Consider the following 15,305-nt stretch of genomic DNA (forward strand, 5'->3'; position numbering starts at 1 on the left):
ACATTTCCTAGTATAAAAAAGAAGTATGCTCATATCTAACTTATTTTCAGTTGATTAAAAATTTGGCTGAAATACCAATTTTCAATTCCTTGTTAGGGCTTTTTACTTATTTTGTCATGTCTTATGTGTAAAGAAATTTGGTTATTTTTGTTATGGGAATAAAATGAAAAGAGGTTATTTCTTTATTCTTAAATAAAGAAATAACCTTTTCTAGTTGTTGCTATGGCCGTGGATTACCAAATATACCCGGTAAAATATTAGGGAGTCCTGGTATTAATGGTGGTGGGAAACCAGGATATTGCCCCCCTGGACGTGGCGGATAAGGTTGGGGCGGATAGGGCTGTGGTGGGTATGGACGTGGCGGATAAGGTTGCGGTGGATAAGGCTGTGGTGGGTATGGACGCGGTGGATAAGGTTGAGGCGGATATGGTGGATATGGTGGTGGGTATGGCGGCGGATAGGAACTACCAGGAGGTGTTCCTGTACCTGCAGCAGTGATTTGACTAACATCCACAGTCACAATTTGACCATTATCTAACTGAATTTCAGCAGTTCTTCCTCCAGTTCCAAATGTCCGAATTAATGTACCTGAATAAGTACCAGTAGGGAGTGTTACCCATATTTTCATACCTGGGCGAAATTGACTGTTAAAATCTTCAGGGGCTAATCTAGGATAAACCAATGAAACACACCTTTCTTCATTTTTTCTAACATATGCCTATTGCGATTTTTGTCATAGGCTATAGGCTATGGATGCTTAAGTTCTAATTTGTTATAAAATAAAACAAATTTCATTATAATAAGGGAAAAAGCTAAAAGGATGTTTAGCACATGGCAATTATTAAGATAAAAAAAATAAACATACAAAATTTACGAAATGTACGACAGGGTGAAATTGTACTCGCAGTAAATTTTGAGACATTTCTACAAGCGAATGTTGTTGGCCTATATGGACAAAATGGCTCTGGAAAGACAACCATTGTAGATGCATTTAGTTTATTGAAGACACTTCTATCAGGATGGCTTGCTGAAGTGAAGTTGCCCTCTCAAAAGAAGCGACTTATATTAGCAGGCGAGCAAACAGCTAGCATGGATGTAGAATTTCTAGTTCAGAATCAATTCGGTACATTTTTTGTGAATTACTATGTGGAACTACAGGAGGATCAGTATCGACTATATACTACGTTGGAGCGCCTTACCTATCGAGAAAACACGAAAGGGAAGCGATCAAAGGTTTTAGTGGCTGTGACGGAGAGGGATGTACAAATCCGTCAATCGAAACTGGATGATTTGAGTGAACAAGCGCGAATTCAATTACTGGTTATTCAACAGCTAGCAAGAAAACAAAATATGTCATTTCTATTCCATAAAGATATAAAGCCATTATTAAAGGAACGACTTTCTGAGTTAGAAATGCAGTTGCTACAAAATATTGCCGTCGATTTTAGTCGGGACTTACATGTTGTTAATAATCAAAATATTGCCCCACTATTTGAAGAACGAATGATGCCATTCAGTATTCATTTAGAGAAAACAAGAGGCCTTATTCCCTATGATTTAAATGGACCAGCTTTATTACCAGAGGATGCATTCTATGCTCTATGTGAAGTTATTGAACAAAGTAATCAAGTGCTCTCAGCAATTATTCCTGGTTTGACGATTAAAATTAATATCATTACAAAGCAAATGATGGACAATGGTGAGCAGGGAATTCGTTTTGAATTTTTGTCTCAGCGTGGGGAGCGGGAATTACCGCTACGAACAGAGTCAGAGGGAATTTTAAAGATCATTTCGATTCTTAGTGTATTAATTGCTGTATACAATAATCCGAATGCATGTGTAGTGATTGATGAATTAGACTCAGGTGTATTTGAATATTTGTTGGGCGAGTTGTTAACAGTGATAGATGAGGATGGAAAAGGGCAACTTATTTTTACATCCCATAATCTACGTGTGTTAGAGGTGCTAGCTATTAAAAATTTATGGTTTACGACAACAAATGAACATCACCGTTATATGCAGCTAAAAGGTATTAAAGAAGTGAATAACGCTAGAGATGTCTATTTACGTGCTATCCAACTTGGTGGACAGGACGAAGAGATATATAAGGAAACCAAAACATTTAAAATAAAGCGTGCTTTTCGTAAAGCGGGTGTTCAACATGACTAAAAAAGTACTTTTAATTATTGTGGAAGGGCAGACAGAGCAAATTATTTTAGAGGATTATTTAGATACTCATTTTGCGAATTCGACGATACGCTTTGATGTGCAACGTGAAGATATTTTAACAAAGTGGGATGCACACAAACGGATCCCCAATATTAAAAACAGTGTTGTACGAGTGATTCAAAGCTATCTTCAAAAATATAAATTTTTAGCCAATGATTTAACTGCTGTTGTTCACATTACAGATGCAGATGGATGCTTTATCGCACCAGAATGCGTCAAGATAGATGAGACTATCGAGCAAAACTTATTTTATACAGAGGATGCTATTTTAGTGAAGTCAGATAAACGTAAACAACAAATAGAACAACGTAATGATATGAAGGCTAAGAATGCTAGAATTTTGATTGCCAACGACCACTTTAGCATTAACCGTATGAAAGTACCTTATCAATTATTTTATTTTTCTACGAATTTAGAGCATGTCTTATGGAATGAGCGCAATGAAATCCCTACAGAAAAAATGCAAAAAGCAGATGAATTTATGGACAATCTGTCAGGCACGATTGAGGAATACCTAAGCGCATACCTACCGGTCAGTTCAGAGTTGCCTTATAGGGAAAAGATAAAGAAAAGTTGGTCATTTTTAATGGAGGATTGTCATTCATTGCAACGAGGCACGAATGTACCGCTATTATTTGAAATGATTAAAACAGATGTACAGTAAAAAACAGGCGACGAAATACGTCACCTGTTTTTATCTAGTGTTAAATTAGCGCATTTGCTCATAGCTTCGAATATGAGTTAATATGGCAGGGTCTTTAATTTTTGTATCTTCACTTAATAATAAAAGCTTGGACATGATCTCAGCAGTACGCGGATCATCATCCACCATCGGCAAGAAAATTCGTCCACGATGCTGAGAAGGTACAGCAAGAATCGGGATCATGGAACCGCCTATTTGATGCACCACACCACTTCCTAAATGTAAGGAGTAACTTGCTAGCTTACCTTCTATGAGAGCATGGTGCTTTTTCACTTCCACATTGTTTAGCTTCAATAATTTAGCCAATTCTTCTACGATAATACTGCGCATTTCAACAGTAGAATGACTTGCCTCAGGGTCTACACCACCAACATGAGCTACACTGACAACAAGATCAATATCTCGCATAACCTCAGAGAATATCGCAGCTGGAATATTATCTAAAACGATATTTTTGCCTGTGAGTCGATCATAGAAGTAAACACCTTCGATTGCAGGTGCTTCAATTTCTGCTGGCGTAAACCAATCTGCCTGTGCATACAAGGATGCCACAATATTTTGCTTATAATATACTTTACGTGGTCCTGTTTCATAGCTGATTTGCCAGCCACGTGTTTTCAACAAGGCTACTGTTTGTGAAGGATTTACTTGATGTCCTGCATAGCGCAATGATTGTTTCTGTGCTTTTTCATCAGCATTGATGAGATATAACTCACGGAACACTTGCTTAAATGGCTGTTGTATTTTGTGCTCGAACATATAGGATTGCCACTGTCTCCATTGACCACTTTCTAGAAGATGGTAAGGATGAGCAATCTTTATAGAGGACGAAGGAGCAAGGTCCACAATGTCAGCCGATAGAAGCTGTAAGCCTTGTGGTGTAAGCATTCCAACGTAATCATCGCTGATAAATATTAGTTTTTGTAAAAGTGGAGCTAGGATCGGATGGGCCAATAAATGAATGAGCTCCTCGATCGAAAATACAGTTTCTAATTCCATTGCTTGCTCAAGAGCTGGGCGTGCTCGTTTATATTGTTCTTGTAAGTCTTTTCGGGCTTCCTGCAAGATTACAATATCAGCATGCTTTTTTAATGCAGCAGGAACGTTCTTTAGGCGTTTACCATCTTTTTCAACAATAATAGCTACAGAGGCATCATCCTCTATTTGTAGATGGGCTGTAATTTGTTCGATTTGTTGTGCTTTAAATAAATGCTTCATATCGTTAAAGGCAGATAACTCCATACGCCATGTGAAGCGAGTGGCTTCTCCATCCCCTGCATTGCGCGCTAAATTTTCTAGAGCGATACTTGCTGCTCGAGCCTCACTTGCGCGGCGTTGAGCACCAAATTGCTTACTTTCCTTCAAAAACTGTTGAATAAATTGATAGCGTGTCAGGGCGTCTTTGTCATCTGATTTTATTAAAGGGATAAGACCAAGTGCGCGCAGTTTATCTTTATTGCGTTTATCTTTAATTTCTTGCATTAACGGTTTTGGACTGAGCTTACCGATAGCTGTATCGGCATAAAGCTGTGCCCGACGATGGTTCGCTCCTTCTGAGGCATACTTTGCAGCATCATAGACAATTTTGAAATTTTTAGCCCCAAGTGTTTGATAGGCGCTTTGGAACCAAGCTAAATCGAATGCACCATCACGGAAATCCTCAGCAGTGATGCTAGAGAAAAGGGCAATTTGATCTTTGGCATAGTCGGACAATGAATCTGTTGTGTGAGCAATAAAATACCAGGCTGATTCTTTTAATCCATTCCAGCCAATTACTTCACTGACAAGGTCTATCCAATGCTGGTTATACATCATAGCTTCAATTAAACGTTCTTTAGAAATGTCTGTTTTCTGCCATGCTTCTTTTAATTGCTGCGCTGTTTCTTCTTTTTTGGGGTAACAGTTAGTTAGCAATCGGGAGAATACATCCTTTTTCGTTTCTGCCTGCCAAATATATCCTCGCGCAAGCTTTTCTCCGTCAAGTGCCTGTAGAATCTGTAAGAAATAATCAATACCCTCAAAATAAGAAATGCTACTAGCAAGCTTTGTAACAGCAGTAGGCGTATCACCACGTTTTAGCTCTATGGCTAAAATTCGTTCAATTGCTTGTTCACGAATAGTAAAGAAATCGGTTAAATCTTCAAATGACTGTTGATAGCGTTCTTGTAATTTAGTTGGCTCGTTAAATATTTCTGAAGCGAGCGTATTGGTAAAGATGGCCTCAAATAAGTGATCTTGCGTAAATAAACCAACCTTCATTGCGTCTAAATATTGGAATAAAGATAAATTGTAGACGTTTGGCTTATAGCTTTCATTTTTCATACGCTTTGTTAGCTCTTCATTGATAGCTAGCATTTTTACATATTCACCATAGGTTGCGTAATCAGACCAGCATCGATCAACAAATGTCTCAATGACATCTAAATCGATAATGGTAGAAGTGGAACGATAGTAATAATAACCCTTCTCTCGAACATCAAGTTGCCACTGATCAGCAGGGATTTGTTTGAATAGCTGTAATATTATGCCCACTGCCTGTTCGAAGCGATTAAATTCGGGTGCATGCTTTTGTAGTAATGAAAGTGCTTCCTGATGTAGCACTGTATCACCTGAGATTTTGTCGATGTCTTGGGATAGCACTGAGAAAATCTGTTGAATTGTATCGTCATATTTCAAGGAATTAAATTGCGCAACACGTACCTTTAAATCTTTGTATTGGAAGAACGGTTTAATTAGTGTATGAGCTGCTTCGGAAAGATCATGAGCAGAGGGGTATTCTGATAGACTATGATAAAAATTAAAATAGGCTAAGTCCTCATTACTAAATAATGCTGTCTTCATCCATTGAATAATTTCTTCGGGGATAGGATAAGCATCAAGACTAGCATGTCGTTGATTATCCGATTTAGTTGCCATTACACTATATCTTTGTCCTAATGTAGTGCTAATGGGTGTGTCATTCCATTGGTATGTTTCATATTCTAGTTCAGCATGTTTATCTAAAAGTTGAATAAGCTGCTCTAGCTTAGATAATAACTTATCAACATCATATTGAAAGAATTTTTCAAAAGGTGTAGGTGCCTGTACATAAAGTGGAGCAAGCTGTTGCCAAGGCTCTACATCATTCATTTGAATGGCTCCATCCGAAATACAGCCGTATTGAATAGGGGGATGTGGCGTATACAAGCCAAAGCCATTACTCTCGTTATACTCAGGGACATCCCTTGTAATTAATTGCTCTAACAACACTTGCTCGTTTTTAGTTACTTTTGGTAATAAGGAGCATAAAGCTGTAATTTGCTCGCTTGCTAAGCTGTATTCCTTAGAGGCTTCTAATAGTAACTCAAGCCCTCCAAGTCTCTTTAACTGCTTACTATCTTTTATCAGCCTTTCAGCACTTTGTAATAGATGGTTCTGTGGTTGAACTTTTAAGAGTGAAATAGCCTCTTTACGAAGTGCACCTGATTTATTAGCTAAAAGATCTTCAATTTTTGCTATTTCTTCTTCTGTTGGTGTTAGAGCATGTATTTTCTTTAACGCAAGAGAACGATTGATGGAACTGCGATCCCGTAAAGAATTAAATAAAAATTCACGTTGACCTTCTGTGACAGGGTCAAGACAATAAATATTCAGTAGTCCGATTCTACTTGATGGTGAGTAAGAATCAGCATGCTCAATAATCCGTTGGAATAATGCCTCGTCTTGTATATGGTGCGCTAAAATAATTTGTGTTGAAATTAAATCTTCTAATGACAAATGGACATGGACAAAGGATAGAGGTTTGCCTGTAATGATAAGTCCATCTTTCGTAATTTCATTCTTTGCCCACTCAAGCTGTTCAAATAAGAGGTATTCAATCCCTTGTAGCTGTGTGTTTTCTTGCATGAAGGTTTGAAGGATTTGCGCCCATTCATTGTCTCTTGCATACTCACTATTAATATGGTGATTAGCATAAAGAAAATTGCCCCATGCAAAGGCAAACAGCTCAATATCTTTTGTTGATAAGATTAAATCCTTCACAAATGGCGCTGTAAAGGAGATTTTCGATAAGTTTTTCAAAAAGGCAAGCGTTGTAAGTTGGATATGCTTGTCACGCTTTAAGAGTTTTGTTACAAGGTCATTTAACTTCGTATAGTCCTTTGTAGCAGTAGCCCATAATGCAACATAAATATCAATTGTACGTTCACTTTTTAACAATTGCTCAACAAAGCTGTCCTCTTCAATTGCGTGGATGGCTAATGTAAGAACTTCCTCTGTTATTTTTTGATTTTCGAAGCTATTATAGCCAAGTCCCATCCAAGTATCGACTGCTCGAATTACAGAGGAGAAGCGTGTTAGGCGATGTTCCTGAATAAGCTTCATCATGTTGAGCTGTGCATCTAGATTGCCATGGTCAATATTTTCTACTATTGCCTGTCGTAAACCTTCTTGTCGTGCAGCTGCTATTAAGAGTTTACCAAGTGCATCATGCATACGACGATTACTTGACTTGAAAATACCTCGAATGAATGGATGACCGAAAAAGCTACTTTGATGCTCATCAAATAAAATACTCTCTACTGCTTCTTCGATGGAAGAGTTTTCTAATGATAGTTCTTCAGCGAGCAACTGTTCAAAAACATTAAAACCCATGACTTTCACATTTTCATTCTTCAAGACATAGGAGCTATAGTTTGGATAAGTGCCATGCTCATATTGGCGATGATTCGTTAATAACTCCTGCAAAGTAATTTCCTCAAATGTCAGCATCTCTTCTATTAACTGTAAACATTGAAAAAGATGGTCTTGTACTGGTTGAGATGAACGAAAGGATCGACGTAAAGCATCTGTTTGAAACATTGTAGCATCAAAATGTAATGCTAGTTTCTTGATCTTGAGTGCACGTTCTTGTGAAGAAAACAAGGTAAGCACTTCAAATAGTGGTCCACTAAATAGCTCTCCAAGTGAGGAATATTGCTGAGCAGCTATAAGTGGTTCAATGTCATAATCTCTATTGTCCATGTATTTTAACAGTGCGGCTGCTAAAGGCTGTATCGCTATAGGTGCAGAATCAGCTAAAGTTTGAAAATGTGTCTTTTGTTCATGTGAAAGTGTCATCAAAAATCCCTCCTACCAAATTCGTCCTGCAAGCATAGTAAGTTTAATAAATGTAAAAACATCATCTTCCTGTATGTTTAATGGTGTAGAAAGAGAATCTAAAGGCTCTTCATTATGAAGGACTAAGAACAGTTCGTCCTGAAAGGCTTGAAGCATTGTGGAAATAGCATGATCCACTGACTGTACAGTATCCCTTTTCTTTTCTCCAAACTGTACTTTGCCATATTGGGCCGCGTCTACTAATTGCTGATCCGTTAAATATAGATGAAGTGGTGTATCTACCATTTTTTCATTAAATTGTTGTACCTGCTGTGTAACAAGCTGAACAAGTAAATCTTGTAACGTGATGACAGGCTCTTCAATTGAAAATGGAAATTTTTCAAGTTTACGAGACTTCTTACCGATTACTTTTTGCTGGTAAAATAAACGCAATCTAACACCTCCTTACAATAATTTCATTATACAAGAGTGAGAACAGTGAAAAGAATAAGGCATATGACGCTAGTTGTGTAAAAAAGTTTGGGAAAAGTGTAACAAAAAGTAGCCTGCTACACTTGATTGGTAGGGTAGAAAGTGGGTGAAAATTTACTGAAGATTATGCGGAAAATAGAACATTTGTACGATTATTGTTGTCAAGATAAGTATCATTTTGCGTTTTTTTATTCTAATAACGGTGAAGAAGCAGAATATATTACTCAGGTAACTTTTTAGACATACGTATTTAAAAGAAAATTCTTTCATGAAATCTCGTAAACGAAGATTATTCTCATTAGTATTAAATAGGTGACATAATACAGCATACTATTCATCCGCTATATATAGTGGTCTACTTTTGTGTAGTTGTTGAAAGACATCTTTTTATCTCTGATTTCATAAGCTTTATAGGTATGATTTTATCAAGCTAGAAGGAGGCAAAATCATTCAAATACACGTTGTACGGGCTGGCGAGTCTTTATGGGGAATTGCACAGGCGTATGGGGCTACGGTTCAGAGCATTATAGATGCCAATCAAATTCCAGAGCCAAATCGTTTAGTTGTGGGGCAAGCTCTTGTAATCCCGATTGTCGGAAGTTTTTATTATGTACAGCCAGGTGATAGCTTATGGTCAATTGGCCAACGTTTCGGTATTAATTATGTAACACTTGCACAAGTAAATGGTATTAATCCCAATCAACCATTAGCAGTTGGAACGAGATTATACATCCCACAGCCACCAAGAACAAGGGCAGAAACATTAGCCTATTTAGAGCCGAGAGGAACATCAGTTAGTGAGGCACTCTTGAATCAAGCGAGGGAAGCGGGTCCTAATTTAACATATTTAGCTTTATTTAGCTATGAGGCTAGGCGTGATGGTACTTTACAGAGGCCACCAAGCCAAGGTGTGACACAAATTGCAAATGATACGGGAGCATCAATGGCAATGGTTATTTCTAATTTGGAGAATTTTAGTTTTAGTGGTGAATTAGCGAGAGATATTTTTCAAAGTACAGCTGTTCAAGATTTACTATTTGATAATATTCTTGCAGAAGCAAAGCGACTTGGGGATGTTAAAGATATCCACTTTGACTTCGAAAATTTGCCAGCAGATCAACGACAAGCCTATAACAATTTTTTAAGAAGAGCTGTTGAAAAATTCCATGCTCAAGGATACACAGTGTCTACGGCATTAGCGCCAAAAACCAGTGATAGTGAGCGAGGGCCATGGACAGCGGCACATGATTATAAGGCACATGGAGAAATCGTGGACTTTGTTTTACTCATGACCTATGAATGGGGATATTCAGCAGGCCCACCAATGGCTGTTTCACCTCTCCCAGAGGTAGAGGCTGTTGTAAAATATGCGATTAGTGAAATACCGGCAAGCAAAATTCTGTTGGGGCAAAATTTATATGGATATGATTGGACGTTACCTTTTGTCCAGGGGGGACCTTTTGCAGAAGCACTTAGTCCTCAGCGAGCCATTGAGATTGCTAAACGTTATAATGCAGCGATTCAGTATGATTGGAGAGCCCAAGCGCCATTTTTTGAATACTATGATGAGCAAGGTAGGGCACATATGGTGTGGTTTGAAGATGCTAGATCTATTCAAGCTAAATTCAATCTTATAAAACAATATAATCTTCGTGGTATTGGGTATTGGAAATTAGGACTACCATTCCCTCAGAATTGGGTGTTAATTGGTGCGAATTTTGATGTGGTAAAGAAATAAGATAATGAAGTATAAGGGACAGATTACCCAATGTATTTTCTTCAAAGAGGAAATAATCTGTAAATTTCATTTCTAATTATGGATAAATATACTATAATTATATTAAATAGTATTTTAGGAGGGATATTTTGGGTAAATTAAAAAAGTTAGGTATTATTTTAACAACTACCGCATTTTCTGTTGGAGTGCTAGCACCCGTTTCACAAGCTTCTGCAAATGTGAAAGAACCTTCGGAGCGTATTGCAATACAGTTAGCTGCTACAGAGACAAAAGTGACAAAAGGTATGCTAATTAACAAGTTACGGGCACTATTCCCTGAAGAGTTCAAATTTGTAGCTGATAATGAATTTAGTTCTGGTGGCGGTCATTTCTTTAGAGAAGATACAACGGTCCGTTATGATTTAAACTTCCATAAAACTGTAAATGGTAAAGATGTCTATGGTGGTTTTACATTTAAAGGTGAAGATTTAGAGTTAGAACATTTCTATTATCAGCCAGCTAATATCGCTGAAGCAGTATATCCTGCAAAATATTCAGAGAATGAAGCCAAAAAAATTGCAGAAGACTTCCTGGGAAAATTTGCGAAAATAGAAAACTATAAACTCCGTGAAGATGGCTTCGGTTATTACAATGACATCAATCGTCCATTATCACAACCAATTACTTACTCATTTGTTTATTCACCAACCTATAATGGAGTGCTTATTGGCGATCAAAGTATCACTATAGATGTTCTTGCTAATGGTCAAATAACAGGAATGTATCGAAATACAGAATCAATTGGTAAAGCAACATTTGATAACTCAAGCCAGAAAAAAAATGAGGAAGAAATTGTTGCACAAGTAAGTGATAACTTAGCGGTTGAACTTCGTTATTACGTTGACTATTTTAGCGATCAACGTAATGTGAAGCTTGTCTATATGCCAGCAACAGGATTTAATGGTGTACATGCTTTAACGGGCCAATGGCAAACAACGAATGGCTTCTCTTCCCAAGTTCCAAAGACGAAAAGCGCTGAGAAAATATCCTCACAGCAATTACCACCAAGAAAAAGTGGTATGACAGTAGCAGAAGTGGAGGAATTTGCTAAAAACTTCTTAAAGGTTGATGAAGATAAGGCGAAGCTCACGATTGATATGGTTGATGAAAGAGAAAATGACAATGGTGAAACAGTTTATACAGTAAATTATACGTATATGTACAATAATGGTGGTTCTGGTACCTCTTTCGAAATGAATAAGGCAACAGGCGAAATCGTGCAGTACCACGATTTAAAGAGAGATTTTACAAACACTGACAAAACAAATACTATTTCTAAGGATGCTGCATTGGCAAAGGCTGTTGAATACTTAAAGCAATGGGCTCCATCCTATTTACATGAGTATTCGATGCCAATTGATGATCCTGTCCATGATGATTATAGTAAAGATTATTACTTCTCCTTCCCACGCATCGTAAACGGGATTGCGGTTGTTGGAGATGAAATAAACGTAGGTATTGGCTCTGATGGGTCATTACGTTCACTGAATGTTAATAAACAAAAGATTAATAATTGGCCTTCTCTTAATCAGGTAATCTCTGCTGATAAAGCAAAAGAAGCATATAGTAAGGCCCTTACATTACAACTACAATATATAAAACAAGCTACTGAAGGTAAACAACATTATGATCTAGTCTATGCTCCAACTTACAACGGTAGCTTAGTTAATCAGATTGATGCAATTACTGGTGAATGGTTGTATGAGGTAGATGACTCAAAAGAAAAACCATCTATTTCACACCCAACAGCAGCCAATGAATTAAATTATCTTTTACATCAAAATGTATTAGAGGTAAAAGATATAGCAAACTTTAATGCTGATGCTGCTGTGACAAAGGGAGAAGCATTAAAGATTCTACTAAAATCTCTAACATATGGCTATTTTGGTAGTGGCGATGGTGAAAAGCAAACCTTCAGCAATATCGATAAAAATCATCCATTATATGGAGTGGTTGAACAAGCTGTAAGAATGGGAATTTTACAGCCAGCAAACCAATTCGCTTTAGATGAATCATTGACTCGTCAAGAGCTAGCGGTATGGGCTGTTAAAGCAATGCAATTGGAGAATGTTGCAAAGTATAAGGATATTTACAAATTAAACTTTGCGGATGCAGCGTCCATTGATCCAGCATATACAGGCTATATAGCAATAGCAAATGGGATGGGTCTGATAGATACACAGCAAAATAACTTTAATGCTACCAAGAGTGTGTCATATGCCGATTTGGCTGTTTCAACAGTTCGTTTAGCCAAAGCTATTCAAGAAAATAAAGTGGATCGTAACTTCTATTATTAAGTCGCATTCCATGAAGAGGGTATCTCCTTAATTGTAGGAGATGCCCTTTTTAGGTTAGTTTGTAGAAGAATGGGGAAATAATAAGTAAAGAAAGGAGTGAATAAATTGAAATTGAAATTTATTTTAGTGATTTCTTTAATGACTGTTATTCTTTACGGCTGTAATAAGGATGAGGTAAAAGATGTGCCTGCAAACGCTCCAGCAGATCAGAATGCTACTCAACAGACTGGTGAGACGCCAACTGACCAAGTGACATTTAATTTTTTAGAGTTTTCTTTAGATGTTGATTACTCTGCAACGGAGTCTTATGAGGTAGAATATGAGGATAAAAAAACAGGAATAGAAGCAAAATTAGAAGATGATCGAAAACAAGAAAAACTGCAGGGCGATGAAGCTTATACTAAATTAGAGCCGTTATTTAAGCAGTTGAATTTTGATTCTACAACATCTAATGATGAAGTGATTGATCAAGTAATCAAAGTATTCAATATTGAAGATAACTATCAATCCATTGAAGTAGATGTCGAATTTGTAGACGGCAATGAAAAGGAATTTAAACGAATTAAATAATAAAAATAAGCCAGCTAGCTGATTTAATCAGTTAGCTGGCTTTTCTTTCATTTACATTCTCGAACCCAATGTCGATGTTTAGCAAGGGCATGAACAAAAGATTTTGGATCGGTTGCAACCCCATGTTTATTGGCTATATGCTGTAAAAATAAAACATTTTCCGTATAACCTATTGTTTTACAGTGCTGATAGGCTTGTTCAATAAACTGTTCTGCTTTTGCTTGTTCGTAGGAATTCTGAAAGGCTCCTGTAACATAAACCCCATCATAAAGAACTGAGGAGGTAGTAGCAAATGTTTCGTGAATTTCATAGCCGCTTACTATGCCTTGTTTATTACTTACTAGTTCAACTACAATATCTTCACTTAAAAATGTAGCAATAAGTTCATTTAATTTTTCACCACTATTTTCTGTAACAATTACAGCTACTTTATTAGATTTGACACTTTCCTTTGCATTGATTACTTGGCTAACAGCAGGAGAAGTTTGTTGAATATGTGGTACTTCCACTTCTACAGGTGGAACTATACCAATTCGTTCAGCGATAGCTGAAGCAAGTGAGTAACTGACATGAGCATACATGTCTACAACTTGTTTTCGAATCGCTTTATTTTTTACTTTGCCAAGTTCAAAGCTAAAGGCATCGATAATATGCTTTTTCTCAATATCTGTCATACTAAGCCAGAATAATCTTGCTTGAGAAAAATGGTCTTTAAAGCTCTCACTACGTGCACGTACTTTATGCCCTTCAACTTTTTCTTCATAATGCTTATATCCACCATCTTCTTCAGAAACAGGATGTGGTGTATTATTGGCTAAGGAATTTTTATGGTAGCTAACTTGTCCCACATTAATGGTTTGTCGGCCATAGCCATCTCGTTGGTTATTATGAAATGGACAAATTGGTTTATTAATAGGAAGCTCATGGAAATTAGGTCCTCCCAGTCGTATTAACTGTGTATCGGTGTAGGAGAATAAACGACCTTGTAATAAAGGATCATTTGAAAAATCAATGCCTGGCACAACATGCCCGACATGGAATGCGGCTTGTTCCGTTTCTGCAAAAAAATTATCCACATTTTTATTCAAGGTCATTTTCCCAAGAATGCGTACTGGAATTTCTTCTTCAGGCCATATTTTCGTGGCATCAAGAATATCGAAGCTAAATTTGAATTCATCTTCAACGGGAATAAGTTGCACACCAAGCTCCCACTCTGGGAAATACCCACGTTCAATCGATTCCCATAAATCTCTGCGGTGAAAATCGGGATCTTTCCCAGCAATGATTTGTGCTTCATCCCATACTAATGATTTTACCCCAAGTACAGGTTTCCAATGAAATTTAACAAAATGGGCTTTTCCTTCGGCATTGATAAAGCGATAAGTATTAACACCAAAGCCCTCCATCATTCGATAGCTTCGTGGAATCGATCTATCTGACATATGCCACATAACCATATGAGCAGACTCCTGATTATTTGCAATGAAATCCCAAAATGTATCATGGGCACTTTGTGCTTGTGGAATTTCGTTATTTGGTTCGGGCTTTACAGCGTGTACAAAATCGGGGAATTTAATAGCATCTTGAATAAAAAACACTGGAATGTTATTTCCAACTAAATCATAATTGCCCTCTTGCGTATAAAACTTAGTAGCAAAGCCGCGTGCATCACGAACAGTATCTGCAGAGCCTTTAGATCCAGCAACGGTAGAGAAGCGGACAAAAACAGGGGTTTTAGTTCCTTTTCCATTTAAAAATTGTGCCTTTGTAATATCACTTGCGCATTCATATGTTTCAAAAATTCCATGAGCGGCTGAGCCACGTGCGTGTACTACTCGTTCAGGAATTCGTTCATGGTCAAAGTGAGTCATTTTTTCACGGAAATGAAAATCCTCTAGTAAAGTGGGTCCTCGCTCACCTGCTTTTAGTGAATGCTCATCTTCCGATATTTTTAATCCTTGATTGGTTGTGAGAGGTTGATCTTTATCACTTACTCGGAATGCTTCTAGCTGTTGTTGTTTTTGATTGACATCTTTTTTCATTTAGAATCCTCCTTTATAAGTTACAACTACCTTCTACCCGAACGAAAAGATGGCAAACATGAAGAAACAAATTGTTTGCTGTTTAAAAATGTATATGTTATTATTATCTCGAATTAAAG

The 15,305-nt window shown here is 37.2% G+C and carries 9 protein-coding genes; 5 read left to right on the top strand and 4 right to left on the bottom strand.

Features of this window, described 5'->3' with window-relative positions:
• Nucleotides 1-220: 220 nt before the first annotated feature.
• Nucleotides 221-682, bottom strand: a complete 462-nt coding sequence (locus tag NY607_RS22440; RefSeq protein ID WP_131522359.1) for a hypothetical protein — start codon at nt 680-682, stop codon at nt 221-223.
• 149 nt (nt 683-831) lie between these two features.
• Between NY607_RS22440 and NY607_RS22445 the strand changes: the two genes are divergently transcribed.
• Both NY607_RS22445 and NY607_RS22450 read left to right on the top strand, forming a co-directional pair.
• Nucleotides 832-2,169, top strand: a complete 1,338-nt coding sequence (locus NY607_RS22445; RefSeq protein WP_131522358.1) for an AAA family ATPase — start codon at nt 832-834, stop codon at nt 2,167-2,169.
• Complete coding sequence (locus tag NY607_RS22450) at nt 2,162-2,893, top strand: hypothetical protein (RefSeq protein WP_237898776.1); 732 nt, start codon at nt 2,162-2,164, stop codon at nt 2,891-2,893. Before NY607_RS22445 ends, NY607_RS22450 begins: the two co-directional genes overlap by 8 nt.
• A gap of 45 nt (nt 2,894-2,938) precedes the next feature.
• Here the strand turns inward: NY607_RS22450 and NY607_RS22455 are convergent, their stop codons facing one another.
• Nucleotides 2,939-8,029, bottom strand: a complete 5,091-nt coding sequence (locus NY607_RS22455) for a DUF4132 domain-containing protein (protein ID WP_259420397.1) — start codon at nt 8,027-8,029, stop codon at nt 2,939-2,941.
• A gap of 12 nt (nt 8,030-8,041) precedes the next feature.
• Nucleotides 8,042-8,461 (bottom strand): hypothetical protein, encoded by a 420-nt coding sequence (locus NY607_RS22460; protein ID WP_237898774.1) that lies wholly within the window; start codon nt 8,459-8,461, stop codon nt 8,042-8,044.
• 604 nt (nt 8,462-9,065) lie between these two features.
• Between NY607_RS22460 and NY607_RS22465 the strand changes: the two genes are divergently transcribed.
• The 3 genes from NY607_RS22465 (at nt 9,066) to NY607_RS22475 (ending at nt 13,144) form a co-directional block, all read left to right on the top strand.
• Nucleotides 9,066-10,238 (top strand): glycosyl hydrolase family 18 protein, encoded by a 1,173-nt coding sequence (locus NY607_RS22465; RefSeq protein WP_481817318.1) that lies wholly within the window; start codon nt 9,066-9,068, stop codon nt 10,236-10,238.
• Between the two features lie 128 nt (nt 10,239-10,366).
• Nucleotides 10,367-12,574, top strand: coding sequence for a YcdB/YcdC domain-containing protein (locus NY607_RS22470; protein ID WP_131522353.1), 2,208 nt, complete (start codon nt 10,367-10,369; stop codon nt 12,572-12,574).
• Between the two features lie 96 nt (nt 12,575-12,670).
• Nucleotides 12,671-13,144 carry a YusW family protein gene (locus NY607_RS22475; RefSeq protein WP_259420398.1) on the top strand — a complete coding sequence of 158 codons (474 nt, stop codon included), beginning with the start codon at nt 12,671-12,673 and terminating at the stop codon, nt 13,142-13,144.
• 47 nt (nt 13,145-13,191) lie between these two features.
• Here the strand turns inward: NY607_RS22475 and NY607_RS22480 are convergent, their stop codons facing one another.
• Nucleotides 13,192-15,186, bottom strand: coding sequence for a catalase (locus NY607_RS22480; protein ID WP_259420399.1), 1,995 nt, complete (start codon nt 15,184-15,186; stop codon nt 13,192-13,194).
• Nucleotides 15,187-15,305: the final 119 nt, after the last annotated feature.

Origin of the sequence: Lysinibacillus sp. A4 (assembly GCF_024919535.1) — a bacterium.
GTDB lineage: Bacteria > Bacillota > Bacilli > Bacillales_A > Planococcaceae > Lysinibacillus > Lysinibacillus capsici.

What these genes read in the sequence shown, in the direction of transcription:
- NY607_RS22445 (WP_131522358.1), top strand. Translation starts at nt 832, where the DNA reads ATGGCAATTATTAAGATAAAAAAAATAAACATACAAAATTTACGAAAT.
- NY607_RS22450 (WP_237898776.1), top strand. Translation starts at nt 2,162, where the DNA reads ATGACTAAAAAAGTACTTTTAATTATTGTGGAAGGGCAGACAGAGCAA.
- NY607_RS22455 (WP_259420397.1), bottom strand. Translation starts at nt 8,029, where the DNA reads ATGACACTTTCACATGAACAAAAGACACATTTTCAAACTTTAGCTGAT.
- NY607_RS22480 (WP_259420399.1), bottom strand. Translation starts at nt 15,186, where the DNA reads ATGAAAAAAGATGTCAATCAAAAACAACAACAGCTAGAAGCATTCCGA.